Here is a 15520-nt window from a genome sequence, read left to right as displayed (position 1 = left end):
TCACAGGCTGAGGCCCCGCCGGACACCGGCGCCGACGACCGCCGTCGCACAGACGCCGGCCGCGGTGGTGACGATCCGCCCGCGGACCTGCTCGTCCAGGGCGGTGCGGGACAGCAGCCGGGCCGGCGCGGGCAGTACCAGGACGGCGTGCAGGCTCACGCCGTGCAGCGGCCTGAGCGGGGCCGTCGAGCGGTACGCCGCCTCCTGGCGACCGGTCCGGATGAGCACCACCCCGCGCGCGCATCGCGGCACCCGAGGCGAGGGCGACGAGCAGAATCGCGAACCCGGGGCGCAGCGCGAGGGCCGTTCCCGCGGTACCTGCCATGGCGGCAGCCTTCCGGTGGCGCCGCGTCCCGGCGCCGTCCGGGTGAGGCACCTGTCGTACCCCGCTGGGAGCAGGCGGGGACGGGGCTGGTTCAGGGGCCGTCCCCCGGGGCCGGGGTGGCGCGTGGTGCGCTTGACACAAAAATCGAACATCCATTCTTATGGAGGCGTCGGCGAGGCTCAACCGAGGGGATTTCGCCCATTTATGGGGCGTTTTGCCCCCTGGTTATCCACAGGCCGGACGGGCGTCGAGGCGCATTGTCAGTGGCAGGCGTTAGCGTCTTTGACGTGAAGCGATCGACTCAAGCAAACCGGGTGGAACCCATGGCAGGAACCGACCGCGAGAAGGCGCTGGACGCCGCGCTCGCACAGATTGAACGGCAATTCGGCAAGGGCGCGGTCATGCGCATGGGCGAGCGGTCGAAGGAGCCCATCGAGGTCATCCCGACCGGGTCGACCGCGCTCGACGTGGCCCTCGGCGTCGGCGGCCTGCCGCGCGGCCGCGTCGTGGAGATCTACGGCCCGGAGTCCTCCGGCAAGACGACCCTGACCCTGCACGCCGTGGCGAACGCGCAGCGGGCCGGCGGCCAGGTCGCCTTCGTGGACGCCGAGCACGCCCTCGACCCCGAGTACGCGAAGAAGCTCGGCGTCGACATCGACAACCTGATCCTCTCCCAGCCGGACAACGGCGAGCAGGCGCTGGAGATCGTGGACATGCTGGTCCGCTCCGGCGCGCTCGACCTCATCGTCATCGACTCCGTCGCCGCGCTCGTGCCGCGCGCGGAGATCGAGGGCGAGATGGGCGACAGCCACGTCGGTCTGCAGGCCCGTCTGATGAGCCAGGCCCTGCGCAAGATCACCAGCGCGCTCAACCAGTCGAAGACCACCGCGATCTTCATCAACCAGCTGCGCGAGAAGATCGGCGTGATGTTCGGCTCGCCGGAGACCACGACCGGTGGCCGCGCGCTGAAGTTCTACGCCTCGGTGCGCATCGACATCCGCCGCATCGAGACCCTGAAGGACGGCACGGAGGCGGTCGGCAACCGCACCCGCTGCAAGGTCGTCAAGAACAAGGTCGCGCCGCCCTTCAAGCAGGCGGAGTTCGACATCCTCTACGGCCAGGGCATCAGCCGTGAGGGCGGCCTGATCGACATGGGCGTGGAACACGGCTTCGTCCGCAAGGCCGGTGCCTGGTACACGTACGAGGGCGACCAGCTCGGCCAGGGCAAGGAGAACGCGCGCAACTTCCTGAAGGACAACCCCGACCTGGCCAACGAGATCGAGAAGAAGATCAAGGTGAAGCTGGGCGTCGGCGTGCGTCCGGAGGAGCCCGCCGCCGAGCCGGACGCGGACGCGACGGCAGCCACCGCCACGGGTGACGCGGCCAAGACGGTGCCCGCCCCGGCAGCCGCCAAGGCCACCAAGCCCAAGGCCGCCACCGCCAAGAGCTGACCGTGACACGACGAACGGACTGGCCCGAGGACGAGGACGGGTACGCGGACCCGGCCTTCGGTGCCCCACGGGGGAGGGGCACCGGAGACCGCCTCGGTGCCGGCGCGTCCACCGGTCCGGGAGTCCACGGGGACGACGCCGACGGGGGAGATGTCCACGGACACGACCCTCATGACCCCCACGACGCCGACGCGTACGGAGGCGACGGGCGTGGTGCCGGGCGGCGCCGGGCCCAGGGCGGGTCGCGCGGCGCGTCCGGCTCCGGTGCAGGTGGCGCACGCCGGGGCGGCTCGCGTGACGGCGGGCCGTACGGCGGGCGCGGGCGCCGTCGGCGGAGCACCGGCGAGGCGTCCGCGGTGGACGGAGACATCTCTTCCTCGCCGAGGGCCGAACAGGAGGAGTCTCCGGCGGACCCGGTGGAGCGGGCGCGGGCGATCTGTCTGCGCCTGCTCACCGGGACCCCGCGTACCCGCAAGCAACTGGCGGACGCCCTGCGCAAGCGGGAGATCCCGGACGACGCGGCGCAGGAGGTGCTGTCCCGTTTCGAGGAGGTCGGGCTGATCGACGACAGCGCGTTCGCGGACGCCTGGGTGGAGTCCCGGCACCATGGGCGCGGACTGGCCCGTCGCGCGCTCGCCCAGGAACTGCGTACCAAGGGGGTCGACGGGGCACTGATCGACGAGGCCGTGGGCCGGCTCGACGCCGAGCAGGAGGAAGCCACCGCGCGGGACCTGGTCGCCCGCAAGCTGCGCTCCACCCGGGGCCTGGACCGCGACAAACGGCTGCGCCGGCTGGCGGGCATGCTCGCCCGCAAGGGCTACTCCCAGGGCCTGGCCCTGCGGGTGGTGCGCCAGGCGCTGGAGGAGGAGGGCGAGGACACCGAGTTCCTCGGGGAGGAGGGGTACTGAGGCAGCCCCAGCAGGAGGACCGAGGCCGGAGCCCGAGAGGGGAGCCGGGCCGACGCCCGGACCGGGAGGCGAGGCCGCTGCCAGAGCCCAGGCCCCAGCCCAGAGAGGTGATTGCCGGGGTGCGACGCCCGAGCCCGGGAGCCGGGGCTGGAGCCGGCGCGTGACGCGGGCGCCCAAGGCCCGGAGCCGGAACGTGGCGTCCGAGCCGCCCGCGACCCGAGGCCGGAGCGGGAGCGTGGCACCGGAGCCCAGGGCCCCAAGCCGCCGGAATGTGACGTCCGAGCCCGGGGCCCCGGAATTCAGGCCCGGGGTCTCAGGGGACGGCCGGGGCCAGGACCGGAAGACCGGCCGATCGCCACGCCTGGAATCCGCCGGTCAGGTCGGTGGCCCGGCGCAGGCCGAGCTGGTGCAGGGAGACGGCCGCGAGGCTCGACGCGTAACCCTCGTTGCAGATGACGACGACGCGCAGGTCGTGACCGGTGGCCTCGGGGAGACGGTGGCTGCCCTGGGGATCAAGCCGCCACTCCAGTTCGTTGCGCTCGACGACCAGAGCACCGGGCACCAGTCCGTCCCGCTCCCGCAGCGCGGCATAGCGGATGTCGACCAGCAGGGCCTCGCCGGCCCGGGCGGCGGCGTACGCCTCGTGGGGTTCGACACGCACGTAGGTGCGGCGCACCTGTTCCAGCAACTCGTCGATCCCGGTCTGCTCTTCGTTCACGTCGCTCACTGCCGGTCCTTTCGCGTCTGTCGCATCGCTGCTCACTGCCAGTCCTCGGGGCGCTCCACCTGCTCCAGGCGCAGCACCGGTCCGGAGCGGCTGTAACGGCGGATCCGGGGAAGCGGCGGGTAGTAGGCGTGCACAGACACAGCGTGCCGGTCGCTCGACTCGTTCAGCACCTCGTGGACGTGGTGTCGGCCGAAGGCGCGACCCCGGCCGGCCGGCAGCCGTCGTGCGCGGTCCACGCCCTCGGTGAGTTCCAGGGTCTTCCAGCCGTCGGTGGGCAGCCGTGCGGCGAGCGAGTTCTCCGTGAGTTCGCCGGTGGCGGTGACGAAGGCGCCGACCGAGTCGGCGTGGTCGTGCCAGCCCGTACCGGTGCGGGGCGGCCAGCCGATCAGCCAGGCCTCACTGCCCCCGGGCCCGTCCAGACGGATCCAGGTGCGGCCCTCGGGGTCGAGCGGCAGCGAGGCGATCAGCTCCGCGTCGGCGGCGGCGCGTCGGACGAAGTCGAGGAGTTCCGCCTGCGTGGGCGGCTCCGCGGTGGGCGCGGCGGGAAGGGAGGCGGTGGGGGAGGGGGCGGGGGCGGGGGCGGGGGCCGACGGGGAGGAGAAGACAGACATGCACACCGTCCTGAAGTGGGTTCGCGGAACGCGCGCGACGGCACCCTGCGCAGAACAGCGTGGTGAGGGAACAGCCTGGAGCCACGGCACCTGAACACAGTGCGTGAACAGCGCTGAGCAGGCGTCGGCGTCGCGCGCGGAAGAGAGAAGCAGAAGGGGGCGCGAATTCAGCGGGACGGGCGACACACGCAGCCCGCATAGCGGAGGAGGTCCATATGGACCCTCCGCCACAGGCGCACATCGGTGTCGGTCACGATCCGGAGTACACCATGGGGGACGGAAGCGGTCAACACGCTGTCATCATGCGGACGATGGTGACGGTGAGTGGCCGTTCCAAGGCCACCCCAGGGCGCCGCGTCCCGAACCCGGGCCCCGAGCCATCCCAGACCTCGAACCAACCCAGGCCCCCGAGCCACCCAGGGCGCCCAGACCCCGAACCCAGGTCCCGGGCCAACCCAGGCCTCGAACCACACCAGCCCCCCGGGCCACCCAGGCCCGGATCCACCGCAGTTCCCGAGCCACCCAAGGTGACCAGGCCCGGAGCCACCCCAGACCCCCGAGCCACCCCAGGACGCCCAGGCCACCCCAGAACCTCCAGCCCGCCCGAGCCACCCACGCCGCCCCGGACTGGTCATGGCCGGACGGCCTGAACGCTCGCCCGGCCGGGTGTTTCAGTGGGCGCCGGCCTCCGCCCGGGCGTCGGCGGGTGCCGCGCCGCCGAGGGTGGCCTCGGCCGCGGTGTACAGGTCGGCCGGGCGGACCCCGCTCAGCGCGGTGACCAGGTGCCCGTCGGGGCGCACCAGGAGCACGGTGTGCGGCGCCGCGCCCGGGTAGCTCTCGGCCACCAGCAGTTCGGCGGGGTGCGGCAGCGCGGCCACCGCGGCGGCCAGCCGGGGCATGATCCCGGCGCTCACCCAGTGCCGGCGCTCCCACACCACCGTGCCCGGCGCCACCAGCACGACCAGCAGCGCCCCGCGGCCGAGCCGGTCCCGCAGCGGGACGAACGAGCCGTCCTCCGCCGTCACCACCACGTCCGCGACCGCCGCTCCGGGGGGCGTGTCCACGGGTGCCTCCGCGTCGAAGTGCGGGGCTGCGAGCGGCGAGTCGGCGTACGCCCCCGGCGCGCCCAGGGTTCCGCGCCCCAGGTGGCCGTCCATCAGCGACGCGTCGTGCCCGCGCGCCGCCCCGGGGACGTAGGACCGCAGCCCGCCGCCCCCGCGCAGCACGGGCAGCAACTGGTCGGCGGCGCGCAGCCGGGAGGCGACGATCGCCCGCCGCTCCGTCTGGTAGCTGTCGAGCAGCGCCTCGTGCGGGCCGTGGTGCCAGGTGAGGGCCAGTTTCCAGGCGAGGTTGTCGGCGTCCCGCAGTCCCTCGTCCAGTCCCTGGGTGCCGAACGCGCCCAGCAGGTGGGCCGCGTCCCCGGCCAGGAGGACGCGTCCGTTGCGCCAGCGCCGGGCCACCCGGTGGTGCACCGTGTGCACGCCGGTGTCCAGCAGTTCGTACGCCGGTGCGCTCTCGCCGGTCCAGCCGGTGAGGGTCTCGCGGATGCGGGCGAGCAGCAGTTCCGGGGTGACCAGGTCCTTGCCGGGCGGCAGCAGCCAGTCGAGGCGCCACACGCCGTCCGGCAGCGGCCGCGCGGTGATCTCACCGGCCGAAGGCCCGGACGTCCGCCACGGCGGGTTCCGGTGGAGGAACGCTTCCTCGGGCCGGGGCAGTGCGGCGCGCAGCGCGGCCACGGCGTACCGCTCGACGGCGGTGCGGCCGGGAAAGCGGATGTCCTGGAGTTTGCGCACGGTCGAGCGCGGTCCGTCGCAGCCGACGAGGTAGCTGCCGCGCCACCAGGTGCCGGCGGCTCCACGGGTGTGCGCGCTCACGCCCGCCGTCTCCTGCTCCAGGGCGTCGAGCCGGCTGTCGGTGGCCAGTTCGATCAGCGGCTCGCGGGCCACGGCGGCGCGCAGGGCGCCGGTGAGGTCGTGCTGGGCGATGTGCAGCGGCGCCGGATCGGCCGCGTCGAAGGCGACCTCGCCGGTCACCTGTTTGCGCCGCATGGACCACCACCCGGCCCAGCGCAGTCCGGCCCGGCCGAGCGGGGTACCGGCCAGCCGCTCCACGAGGGCGGCGGTGTCCTCGCGCAGGACGACGGTGCGCGCCGCCCGTACCGGCTCCGTGCCCGGTGTCTCGTCGAGCACGACGGACGGCACTTCCTGACGTGCCAGCGCCAGGGCGAGCGTGAGCCCGACGGGCCCCGCTCCGACGACGATCACCGGATCCACGGCGCGGCGCCCCCTGCCCGCAGCGGTGTCCTGACGGACGGACGTGAACAGACGGCTGGAGCAGGGTGCACGATCACAGAACGTATGCAACCCATTGCCGCTGCTTGCGTCAAGTGACGGGGGCAGCGGTGATCATTCCGCTGCCCCCGTGTGGCGTCTGCCGGGTGACCGGCCGTCAGACGGGGGCGCCCGTCGACTCCGCGTCCGCCACCGCGGTCGGCGCGAGCACCGCGCCGGTGGACTTCTTGGCCCGCCGCAGCCGGCGTTCCAGCCAGCTCGCGAAGCTGGTGAGGCTGAAGTTCAGCGCGATGTAGATGACGGCGACGATGGTGAAGCTGGCGATGGTGTTCGCACCGTAGTACGAACTCATCGGGGAGACCGACGCCAGCAGTTCGGGGAAGGTGAGGATCGCGCCGCCCAGTGCGGTGTCCTTCACGATCACCACGAGCTGGCTCACGATGGCCGGCAGCATCGCGGTGACGGCCTGCGGCAGCAGGATCGACGTCATGACCTGGGTCTTGCGCAGACCGATGGCCTGGCCCGCCTCGGCCTGCCCCTTGGGCAGCGACAGGATGCCCGCCCGGACGATCTCCGCCAGCACCGAGGCGTTGTAGAGCACCAGGCCGGTGACGACGGCGTACAGCGGCCGGTCGTCCGAACCGACGTTCGTGTACTGGGCGAACAGCGCCAGACCGAAGATCATCAGCATCAGCACCGGGATGGCGCGGAAGAACTCCACGATCACGGCGGCCGGCACCCGGATCCAGGCGTGGTCGGAGAGCCGCGCGATGCCGAAGACCGCACCCAGCGGCAAGGCGATGACCATCGACAGGGCGGCGGCGATCAGCGTGTTCTTCAGTCCCGGCAGGATGTACGTCGTCCACGCCTCGGAACCGGCGAAGAACGGCTTCCACTTCTCCCAGTCCAGCTGGCCCTTGTCGCTCAGGCCCTGGTAGACCCACCACAGGAGGGCCGCGAGCGCGAGAACGAACACGATCGAGTAGACGACGTTGCGCCGTTTGGCCCTGGGCCCCTGAGCGTCGTACAGCACCGAGGAACTCATCGCTTCACCGCCACCTTCTTGCTGACCCAGCCGAGGACCAGGCCGGTCGGCAGCGTCAGGCACACGAAGCCGAACGCGAAGACCGCCGCGGTCAGCAGGAGCTGTGCCTCGTTCTCCAGGATGTCCTTCATCAGCAGGGCGGCCTCGGCCACACCGATCGCAGCGGCCACCGTGGTGTTCTTGGTGAGCGCGATCAGGACGTTGGTGAGCGGGCCGACGACCGAACGGAACGCCTGCGGCAGCACCACCAGGGTCAGCACCTGGGTGAAGTTCAGCCCGAGCGCGCGGGCCGCCTCCGCCTGGCCGACCGGCACCGTGTTGATGCCGGAGCGGATGGCCTCGCACACGAACGCCGAGGTGTAGGCGATCAGACCGAGCACGGCCAGCCGGAAGTTGATGGTGTCGAAGTTCTCCGAGCCGAGGCGCACGCCGAGGGTCTGGTTCAGGCCCAGCGAGGTGAACAGGATGATCACCGTCAGCGGAATGTTCCGCACGACGTTGACGTACGCGGTGCCGAAGCCGCGCATGAGCGGCACCGGGCCGACGCGCATGGCGGCCAGCAGGGTGCCCCAGACCAGGGAACCGACGGCCGAGAGCAGGGTGAGCTGCACCGTCACCCAGAAGGCTCCCAGCAGGTCGTAGCCTTCAAGAAAGTCGAACACGATCTCCCGCGCTTCCGCGTGTGGTGGGCCCCGGTGCGCCGCCCCCTGGGGAGCGGCACACCCGGCGGGCGCTGACTCAGCTCTTGACGTCGCCGATCTTCGGCGCCTGCTCGTACTGGTAGTTCGCCGGACCGAAGTTGGCCTTCACGGCCTTCTCCCAGGAACCGTCGGAGACCATGTCCGTCAGCGCCTTGTTGATCTTGTCCTTGAGGTCGCTGCCCTTCTTGACGCCGATGCCGTAGTTCTCGTTGGTCATCTTCAGGCCGCCCAGCTTGAACTTGCCCTTGAACTGGGCCTGGGAGGCGTAACCGGCGAGGATCGAGTCGTCCGTCGTCAGGGCGTCGATCGCCTTGTTCTGCAGGCCGTTGAGGCAGGCCGAGTACGTCGGGTACTTCAGCAGGTTCGCCTTGGGGGCCAGCTTCTCCTTGACGTTCTGCGCCGAGGTCGAACCGGTGACCGAACACAGCTTCTTGCTGTTCAGGTCGCCCGCCGACTTGATCGAGTCGTCGTCGGCGCGGACCAGGACGTCCTGGTGGGCGAGCAGGTACGGGCCGGCGAAGTCGACCTTCTTCTCGCGCTCCGGGGTGATCGAGTAGGTGGCGGCGATGAACTGCACGTCACCGCGGGCCAGCATGGTCTCGCGGTCGGCGCTCTTCGACTCCTTCCACTCGATCTGGTCCTCGTTGTAACCGAGCTTCTTGGCGACGTACTTGGCCACGTCCACGTCGAAGCCGGAGTAGCCCTGCGGCGTCTTCTGGCCGAGGCCGGGCTGGTCGTACTTGATGCCGATGGCGATCTTCTTGCCGCCACCCGACGACCCGCCGTCCTTCTTGTCGGAACCGCACGCCGTCGCCGAGACGGCGAGGGCGAGCACGACGGCCGAGGCGGCGGTGACCTTGCGGAGCTTCATGCTGAACTTCCTTTGCTGAAAGGCTCAAAGGCCCGGTCGGGAGCCGGAACCCTGCGGGGGTGACGGCGCCGTGGGGGCGGGTACGGAGGCCGGCACGGGTGCCGGAAGGGGCCGGACGCCGCCCCGCGCCGCCGGTGGGCGGCCGCCGGTCCACCGCCCGGCGGTGGCGTGGAACCGGCTGGTGGGTCATGGTCCGGCTGGTGGTGCGTGGCCCGGCCGGCCGGTCGTCGTACGTGGCCGGCCGGTGGCCGCGGTCCGATCGGTGGGGCGTCGGCCGGTGGGCGGTGCGCCGTCCGGCGGGCCGGACGCAGGCCGCGCGCGGCGCCCGCGGCCGGAGGGGTCTCAGTGGTGCAGGATCTTCGACAGGAAGTCCTTGGCCCGGTCGCTGCGCGGATTGCTGAAGAACTGGTCGGGCGCGGCCTGCTCGATGATCCGGCCGTCCGCCATGAAGACCACCCGGTTGGCGGCCGATCGGGCGAATCCCATCTCATGGGTGACGACGATCATCGTCATGCCGTCCCGGGCGAGCTGCTGCATGACCTCCAGCACCTCGTTGATCATCTCGGGGTCCAGCGCGGAGGTCGGCTCGTCGAAGAGCATGACCTTCGGCTCCATCGCCAGCGCCCGCGCGATCGCCACGCGCTGCTGCTGGCCGCCGGAGAGCTGCGCCGGGTACTTGTCCGCCTGTGCGCCCACGCCGACCCGGTCGAGCAGGGCCCGGGCCCGCTCCTCGGCCGCCTGCTTGTCCGTGCGGCGGACCTTGATCTGGCCCAGCATCACGTTCTCCAGCACGGTCTTGTGCGCGAAGAGGTTGAAGGACTGGAAGACCATGCCGACGTCGGCACGCAACCGGGCCAGCTCCTTGCCCTCCGGGGGCAGCGGGCGGCCGTCGATCGTGATCGTGCCGGAGTCGATGGTCTCCAGACGGTTGATGGTGCGGCACAGGGTGGACTTCCCGGACCCGGAGGGTCCGATGACCACGACGACCTCGCCGCGGGAGATCGTCAGCTCGATGTCCTGGAGCACGTGCAACGCGCCGAAGTGCTTGTTGACGCTCTTCAGAACGACCAGATCGCCGGTCGAGGCCACGTCTTCCTTGGCCACCGATACTTCGGTCATCGCTTTCAGGCTCCGTCCTCATCGGTTTCGGAGGACAGTAGCCACGCCGCGCGACCAGCGTCATTACATCTGAGGTACATCTGAGCATCACGATCCGATAGCAATCGGACACCCGTCGTAGCGCGTCGCACGAAAGCGCGTACCGGCTGGATAACGACAGGGGCGCGCAACCGGCAGCCTCTTGACGACGTCCTCGTCCATCGGCGTGACTGCCATGGTGCACCCACGCGCGCGTGCGCACCGCTTCGCTGCGCCCGGCGTACGACGACATGACGATGAACGGGAGGGGCCCGGGTTGAGACTGCTCCTGGTCGAGGACGACAACCACGTCGCCGCCGCACTGTCCGCGATCCTGGCCCGGCACGGTTTCGACGTCACCCACGCCCGCAGCGGCGAGGAGGCACTCCAGGCACTCGTCCCGGAGGGGGCCTGCTTCGGCGTGGTCCTGCTCGACCTCGGTCTGCCCGACCAGGACGGCTACGAGGTCTGCGGCAAGATCCGCAAGCGCACCAGCACCCCGGTGATCATGGTCACCGCGCGGGCCGACGTCCGCTCGCGCATCCACGGCCTCAACCTCGGCGCCGACGACTACGTCGTCAAGCCGTACGACACCGGCGAGCTGCTCGCCCGGATCCACGCCGTCAGCCGCCGCACCGTCCACGAGGACCCGGGCGGGGCCGCCGAGGGCGGCCTGCGGCTCGGTCCGGTCCACATCGAACTGCCCACCCGGCAGGTGAGCGTGGACGGCACGTCCGTCCAGCTGACCCGCAAGGAGTTCGACCTGCTCGCCCTGCTCGCCCAGCGTCCCGGAGTGGTCTTCCGGCGGGAACAGATCATCAGCGAGGTGTGGCGCACCAGCTGGGAGGGCACCGGCCGCACCCTGGAGGTGCACGTCGCCTCCCTGCGCTCCAAACTGCGGATGCCGGCGCTGATCGAGACCGTCCGCGGCGTCGGCTACCGCCTCGTCGCCCCGGCCACGTAGCGGGTCCGGGTGCGCACACGTCTGCTGCCGCTGCTGATCGTCCTGATGGCGGCGGTCCTGCTCGCCCTCGGGTTCCCGCTCGCCGTCAGCCTCGCCGCGGGCGAACAGCAGAAGGTCGTCGTCGACCGCATCGACGACACGGCACGCTTCGCCGCCCTCGCCCAGTTCGTCACCGACCGGCCCATGGGCTCGCGCCGTACCGTCCCCGACGAGCGGCTGGAGACGCTCAGACGCGAACTCGCGAGCTACCACGAGGTGTACGGCATCCGGGCCGGCGTCTTCTACCGCACCGGCATCCCCATGGCCAGCGCCCCGGCCGACTGGGCACTGCCCGCCGAGGGAGAGGTGCGCGAGGCCTTCGGCGAGGCCAAGCTGAGCCGCCGCAGCCACGACCCCGAACAGGTCTGGCCCTGGCAGCGGCACCGGCTCGTCGTCGCCTCGCCCGTCATCCGGGACGGTGACGTCGTCGCGGTCGTCGTCACCGACTCACCGACCGGACAGATGCGCGCCCGGACACTGCAGGACTGGCTGATCCTGGGCGCGGGCGAGACCGTCGCCATGCTGGTCGCCGTCGGCGCGGCGCTGCGCCTGACCGGCTGGGTGCTGCGGCCCGTCCGGGTCCTCGACGCCACCACCCACGACATCGCCACCGGGCGCCTGAAGTCCCGGGTCGCCGTGGCCGGCGGCCCGCCCGAACTCAGACGGCTCGCCCGGTCGTTCAACGAGATGGCGGGCAACGTCGAGGACGTCCTGGAGCAGCAGCGCGCCTTCGTCGCCGACGCCTCCCACCAGTTGCGCAACCCGCTGGCCGCGCTCCTGCTGCGCATCGAACTGCTCGCCCTGGAACTGCCCGAGGACAACGAGGAGATCGCCTCCGTCCGTACCGAGGGCAAGCGGCTCGCACAGGTCCTGGACGACCTGCTCGACCTGGCGCTCGCCGAGCACGCGGAGGCCGACCTCCAGCTCATCGACATCGGCGAGCTGACCGAGGAGCGGGTGGCCGCCTGGTCGCCCGCCGCCGAGGCCAAGGGGGTGCGCCTGGTCGGGGAGTGCCCGGCCACCACGGCCTGGGCCGACCCGGTGGCGCTCTCCTCCGCGCTGGACGCGGTGATCGACAACGCGGTGAAGTTCACGCCGGAGGGCGAACGCGTCGAGGTGACGGTCTCCGGCGGCGGCGACACCTCCACGGTCGTGGTCGCCGACCACGGCCCCGGCCTCACCGACGACGAACTGGCCCGCGTCGGCGACCGGTTCTGGCGCAGCGGCCGCCACCAGAACGTCAACGGGTCCGGACTCGGCCTGTCCGTCTCCCGCGCGCTGCTCGCGGCGGGCGGCGGCTCCCTCTCGTACGCCGCCCACCGCGCCGAGGAGCCGCGCGGGCTGAAGGTGACGGTGACCGTCCCGAGGACGGACCCGCGCCCCGCTCCGCCGGCCGGCGCGCCGGTGGCCTGACCAGGCGCCGGCGCGTACGGAGGTGTGCGCCGGCGGGGCGGCGGGTGCGGACCGGGACGGGCACCGGCCGGAGCCGCGCCGTCTACGGCTTGACGGACCGGTAGTAGCGGCGGGCGCCCTCGTGCAGGACCAGCGGATCGGTGTAGATCGCGGTGCGCAGGTCGACCAGCTGGGCGGAGTGGACGTGGGCGCCGATCTGGTCGCGGCTCTTGATCACCGCCCGGGTCAGCCACTCGGTGAGCCTGGGATCCACGTCCTCGCGGGTCATCAGCAGGTTGGAGACGGCGATGGTGGGCACCGTCGAGCCGTCCTGCACCGCCGGGTACGCCGACTCCGGCATGTTGGTCGCGCGGTAGTAGCGGGTGGCGCCGCCCTCGGCGTGCAGCCTGGCCACCAGGTCGGTGTCGATCGGCACGAACCGGAAGGCGAACTTGGAGGCGAGCTGGGTGAGCCCGTCCGTGGGCAGCCCGCCCGACCAGAAGAACGCGTCGATCGCGTGCGTACGCAGCCGGCCCGGGCCGGTGTCGATCCCGTCGGCCATGGGCCGGATGCCCGTGCGCGGGTCGATACCGGCGGCCTTGAGCACCCGGTCCGCGATCAGCCGGACGCCCGACTCCGGCGGGCCGACCGCCACCCGCCTGCCGCGCAGGTCCGCCACCGAGCGGATCGGCGAGTCACGCGCCACGACGAGCTGCACGTAGTCGTCGTAGAGGCGGGCGACCCCGCGCAGCCGGGACGCGCCCGGGCCGTGGTCCAGTACGTACGTCTCCACCGCGTCGGCCGCGGCGATCGTGAAGTCGGCCTTGCGGGTCGCCACCCGCGCGACGTTCTCCTGCGAACCGTCGCTGGTCAGCAACCGCACCTTCAGGTCCGGCATGTCCTTGGCGAACGCGGTGCGCAGCCGCACGCCGTACTCGTGGTAGACGCCGCGCGTGGTCCCGGTGCTGAAGGCGATCGTCCCCCGCGGCGGGTCGTCGCCCAGCGGCAGCAGCCACCACAGCAGCAGCCCGAGGACGACGGCGAGGACGGCCGCGCCCTGCAGACCACGGCGCCTGCCGACGGAGCGGAACAGCTTGGACATGCGCGCGATCCTGCCAGCCGGGGTGCGGAACTGGCCAGGGGTGGCGGGGCCGGGGGCCGGGGCGCGGGGGTCCGCGGGGATGCGGCCGTGGGGCGACGGGGGTGGTGGCGGAGCGGGTGCGGCGATGGGGCGCGGTGAGGGGTGGCGGAGCGGGTGGGCGGCGAGGCGCTCGGGCGGTGCGGCCGTGTCACAGGGGGCGGTTAGAGTCGCCGTATGAGCTCCTCGCCCGCCGACCTCGTCCGTCAGTTCCACCGGGCCTTCGGGCTCGACGTCCGCAGCACACCGGCACGGGTGCCGCCCGAGCTGGCGGCGCACCGGGGGGAGCTGCTGGCCGAGGAGGCGGCCGAAGTGGCCGAGGTCTCGGTCGACGGCCCGCTCGACCGGCTGGCGCACGAACTGGCCGACGTGGTGTACGTGGCGTACGGCACCGCCCTGGTGCACGGCATCGACCTCGACGAGGTGATCGCCGAGATCCACCGTTCGAACATGACCAAGCTCGGCCCCGACGGCCAGGTCGCCCGCCGCGCCGACGGCAAGGTGCTCAAGGGAGATCACTACGAGGCACCGGACGTGTCGGGGGTGCTGCGCCGCCAGGGCTGGCAGCCGGACCGCCCCTGACGGGCCCCGCGTCCCTCAGCGCACCGGACCGGACAGCTCCGGCACCGGATCGGCGGTCCGCCGGGAGGGCGCGCGGGGCGGTCGCCGCCGCGCGCACCCCAGGCCGAGGACCAGCGCGAGCCCGCACAGCGTGACGGCGTCCTTGAACGCCCGCCGTGTCGACGCCTCCAGGTGCGGGAACGCGAACCCCGGCACCTGCGGCACCAGCACGGCCCAGAACCACGGCGAGCGCGTCACCGACCCGGCCTCGAAGGCCCCGGCGACCAGCAGGGGCACGACGACGACCAGGTAGTGCTCGTAGGACGGCCGGGCCAGCAGGTACGAAGCGAGCATGAGCATGGCGGCTGTGTCCGCGAGCCGCGCCGGACCGGGGTCGGCGCGCCGCCAGCGCCGCCAGGCGCACACCACGCCGGCCGCCGCCGCCGCAAGCGCCACCGCCTCGGCGAGGACCGGCGGCACCCCGAGCCGCGGCAGCACGGCGGGCAGCGAGCAGTCGAACGGCCGCATCAGGGCGTCGCCGCCCCTGAGAAGGAACGGCAGCGTGCGCGTGAAGAACCCGCCCGGGTCCGGCATGACCAGCGCCATCGCGGCGGACAGCGCCAGCGGCAGCGTCACCATCCAGGCCAGGGCGCGCCACTGCCGGGCCAGGAGCAGCAGCACGGCGACGGGCACGAGCAGCGGCTTGACGGCGACGGACACCCCCAGGACCACCCCGGCCGCGCCCCAGCGCCCACGGTCGGCCAGCAGCAGCGCCAGGGGCAGCGCCAGGGCACTGACCGCGGTCCAGTTGCCGAGGTCGATCAGATGTCCGACGGGCGCCCAGCACAGCACCAGGGCGAGCAGCCCCAGCACCGCGAACCGGCTGCGCGTCGGCACCCGGAACAGCCGCACGGCGCACCACCAGCCGGCCGCGACCAGCCCCACGCACACCACGGGCGCGGCGACCCTCAGCACGACCGACGGCAGCGCCGCCTGACCCGCGGCGAACAGCACGGCGCTCGGAAGGTACAGGAAACGCCGGTCGGCGTACGGGGCACCGCCGTGCAGCCACGTCTGCCCGGCGCGGACGACGAAGGCGTTGTCCATGCCGCCCTGGGCGTACACGACCGCCACGTGCGCGGTGCGCGCCACCAGGACGGCGGCGAGCAGGGCGACCCAGGCCGCTCCGGCGGGGCGCAGCAGCCAGCCGCGCAGCGCGGCGGCCGGGGCCACGTCCGGGGCGGAGGTCCGCAGGGCGTCACGTAGCTGCATCACACGTACCTGTCCGGGAGGGGCTGCCGTGAGCGGGAAACAAAGCTTCTGGGCTGGTACGCCCCATTCTGGGCCCGGCACCCCGTC

General features: G+C 72.5%; 15 protein-coding genes and 1 pseudogene. 5 read left to right on the top strand and 11 right to left on the bottom strand.

From position 1 onward, the window contains the following. Positions 1-346, bottom strand: a pseudogene (locus AC6I72_RS08250) (hypothetical protein); the annotation flags it as partial. 302 nt (positions 347-648) lie between these two features. On the opposite strand from AC6I72_RS08250, the gene recA reads away from it, so the two are divergent. Both recA and recX read left to right on the top strand, forming a co-directional pair. Continuing rightward, positions 649-1776: a recombinase RecA gene (recA, locus tag AC6I72_RS08245; RefSeq protein ID WP_498000214.1), complete on the top strand. Its 1128-nt coding sequence runs from the start codon at positions 649-651 to the stop codon at positions 1774-1776. Between the two features lie 2 nt (positions 1777-1778). Further along, the gene (gene recX, locus AC6I72_RS08240) at positions 1779-2684 is read left to right on the top strand and encodes a recombination regulator RecX (protein ID WP_498000213.1); all 906 of its coding nucleotides are present in this window, start codon (positions 1779-1781) and stop codon (positions 2682-2684) included. 313 nt (positions 2685-2997) lie between these two features. Here the strand turns inward: recX and AC6I72_RS08235 are convergent, their stop codons facing one another. The 8 genes from AC6I72_RS08235 to AC6I72_RS08200 form a co-directional block, all read right to left on the bottom strand. After that, on the bottom strand, positions 2998-3411 hold the full coding sequence (locus tag AC6I72_RS08235) for a rhodanese-like domain-containing protein (protein WP_498000212.1): 414 nt from the start codon (positions 3409-3411) through the stop codon (positions 2998-3000). 32 nt (positions 3412-3443) lie between these two features. Continuing rightward, on the bottom strand, positions 3444-4022 hold the full coding sequence (locus AC6I72_RS08230; protein WP_498000211.1) for a cupin domain-containing protein: 579 nt from the start codon (positions 4020-4022) through the stop codon (positions 3444-3446). 167 nt (positions 4023-4189) lie between these two features. Beyond that, the gene (locus tag AC6I72_RS08225) at positions 4190-4657 is read right to left on the bottom strand and encodes a putative leader peptide (protein ID WP_498000210.1); all 468 of its coding nucleotides are present in this window, start codon (positions 4655-4657) and stop codon (positions 4190-4192) included. Between the two features lie 36 nt (positions 4658-4693). Further along, positions 4694-6295 carry an FAD-dependent monooxygenase gene (locus tag AC6I72_RS08220; protein WP_498000209.1) on the bottom strand — a complete coding sequence of 534 codons (1602 nt, stop codon included), beginning with the start codon at positions 6293-6295 and terminating at the stop codon, positions 4694-4696. Positions 6296-6470: 175 nt separating this feature from the next. Beyond that, complete coding sequence (locus AC6I72_RS08215) at positions 6471-7358, bottom strand: amino acid ABC transporter permease (protein ID WP_498000208.1); 888 nt, start codon at positions 7356-7358, stop codon at positions 6471-6473. Next, complete coding sequence (locus AC6I72_RS08210) at positions 7355-8020, bottom strand: amino acid ABC transporter permease (RefSeq protein WP_037856832.1); 666 nt, start codon at positions 8018-8020, stop codon at positions 7355-7357. Before AC6I72_RS08210 ends, AC6I72_RS08215 begins: the two co-directional genes overlap by 4 nt. A gap of 76 nt (positions 8021-8096) precedes the next feature. Then, entirely contained in the window at positions 8097-8930 is an 834-nt protein-coding gene (locus AC6I72_RS08205) for a glutamate ABC transporter substrate-binding protein (protein ID WP_498000207.1), read from the bottom strand. 342 nt (positions 8931-9272) lie between these two features. Then, positions 9273-10049 carry an amino acid ABC transporter ATP-binding protein gene (locus AC6I72_RS08200; RefSeq protein ID WP_498000206.1) on the bottom strand — a complete coding sequence of 259 codons (777 nt, stop codon included), beginning with the start codon at positions 10047-10049 and terminating at the stop codon, positions 9273-9275. Between the two features lie 295 nt (positions 10050-10344). On the opposite strand from AC6I72_RS08200, the gene AC6I72_RS08195 reads away from it, so the two are divergent. Both AC6I72_RS08195 and AC6I72_RS08190 read left to right on the top strand, forming a co-directional pair. Then, complete coding sequence (locus tag AC6I72_RS08195; RefSeq protein ID WP_366727269.1) at positions 10345-11031, top strand: response regulator transcription factor; 687 nt, start codon at positions 10345-10347, stop codon at positions 11029-11031. Between the two features lie 9 nt (positions 11032-11040). Beyond that, positions 11041-12483, top strand: coding sequence for a sensor histidine kinase (locus AC6I72_RS08190; protein ID WP_498000205.1), 1443 nt, complete (start codon positions 11041-11043; stop codon positions 12481-12483). Between the two features lie 82 nt (positions 12484-12565). Here the strand turns inward: AC6I72_RS08190 and AC6I72_RS08185 are convergent, their stop codons facing one another. Further along, positions 12566-13564: a TAXI family TRAP transporter solute-binding subunit gene (locus AC6I72_RS08185; protein ID WP_498000204.1), complete on the bottom strand. Its 999-nt coding sequence runs from the start codon at positions 13562-13564 to the stop codon at positions 12566-12568. A gap of 213 nt (positions 13565-13777) precedes the next feature. On the opposite strand from AC6I72_RS08185, the gene AC6I72_RS08180 reads away from it, so the two are divergent. Further along, on the top strand, positions 13778-14182 hold the full coding sequence (locus AC6I72_RS08180) for a pyrophosphohydrolase domain-containing protein (RefSeq protein WP_498000203.1): 405 nt from the start codon (positions 13778-13780) through the stop codon (positions 14180-14182). A gap of 15 nt (positions 14183-14197) precedes the next feature. On the opposite strand, the gene AC6I72_RS08175 is transcribed toward AC6I72_RS08180, so the two are convergent. Continuing rightward, positions 14198-15433, bottom strand: coding sequence for a glycosyltransferase family 87 protein (locus AC6I72_RS08175; RefSeq protein ID WP_498000202.1), 1236 nt, complete (start codon positions 15431-15433; stop codon positions 14198-14200). Positions 15434-15520: the final 87 nt, after the last annotated feature.

The organism is Streptomyces sp. Xyl84 (genome assembly GCF_059731885.1).
The sequence above is the reverse complement of the archived record's forward strand: the minus strand, read 5'-3'. Positions and strand labels throughout refer to the sequence as shown.

What these genes read in the sequence shown, in the direction of transcription:
- recA (WP_498000214.1), top strand. Translation starts at nt 649, where the DNA reads ATGGCAGGAACCGACCGCGAGAAGGCGCTGGACGCCGCGCTCGCACAG.
- AC6I72_RS08230 (WP_498000211.1), bottom strand. Translation starts at nt 4,022, where the DNA reads ATGTCTGTCTTCTCCTCCCCGTCGGCCCCCGCCCCCGCCCCCGCCCCC.
- AC6I72_RS08225 (WP_498000210.1), bottom strand. Translation starts at nt 4,657, where the DNA reads ATGACCAGTCCGGGGCGGCGTGGGTGGCTCGGGCGGGCTGGAGGTTCT.
- AC6I72_RS08215 (WP_498000208.1), bottom strand. Translation starts at nt 7,358, where the DNA reads ATGAGTTCCTCGGTGCTGTACGACGCTCAGGGGCCCAGGGCCAAACGG.
- AC6I72_RS08205 (WP_498000207.1), bottom strand. Translation starts at nt 8,930, where the DNA reads ATGAAGCTCCGCAAGGTCACCGCCGCCTCGGCCGTCGTGCTCGCCCTC.
- AC6I72_RS08200 (WP_498000206.1), bottom strand. Translation starts at nt 10,049, where the DNA reads ATGACCGAAGTATCGGTGGCCAAGGAAGACGTGGCCTCGACCGGCGAT.
- AC6I72_RS08185 (WP_498000204.1), bottom strand. Translation starts at nt 13,564, where the DNA reads ATGTCCAAGCTGTTCCGCTCCGTCGGCAGGCGCCGTGGTCTGCAGGGC.
- AC6I72_RS08180 (WP_498000203.1), top strand. Translation starts at nt 13,778, where the DNA reads ATGAGCTCCTCGCCCGCCGACCTCGTCCGTCAGTTCCACCGGGCCTTC.
- AC6I72_RS08175 (WP_498000202.1), bottom strand. Translation starts at nt 15,433, where the DNA reads ATGCAGCTACGTGACGCCCTGCGGACCTCCGCCCCGGACGTGGCCCCG.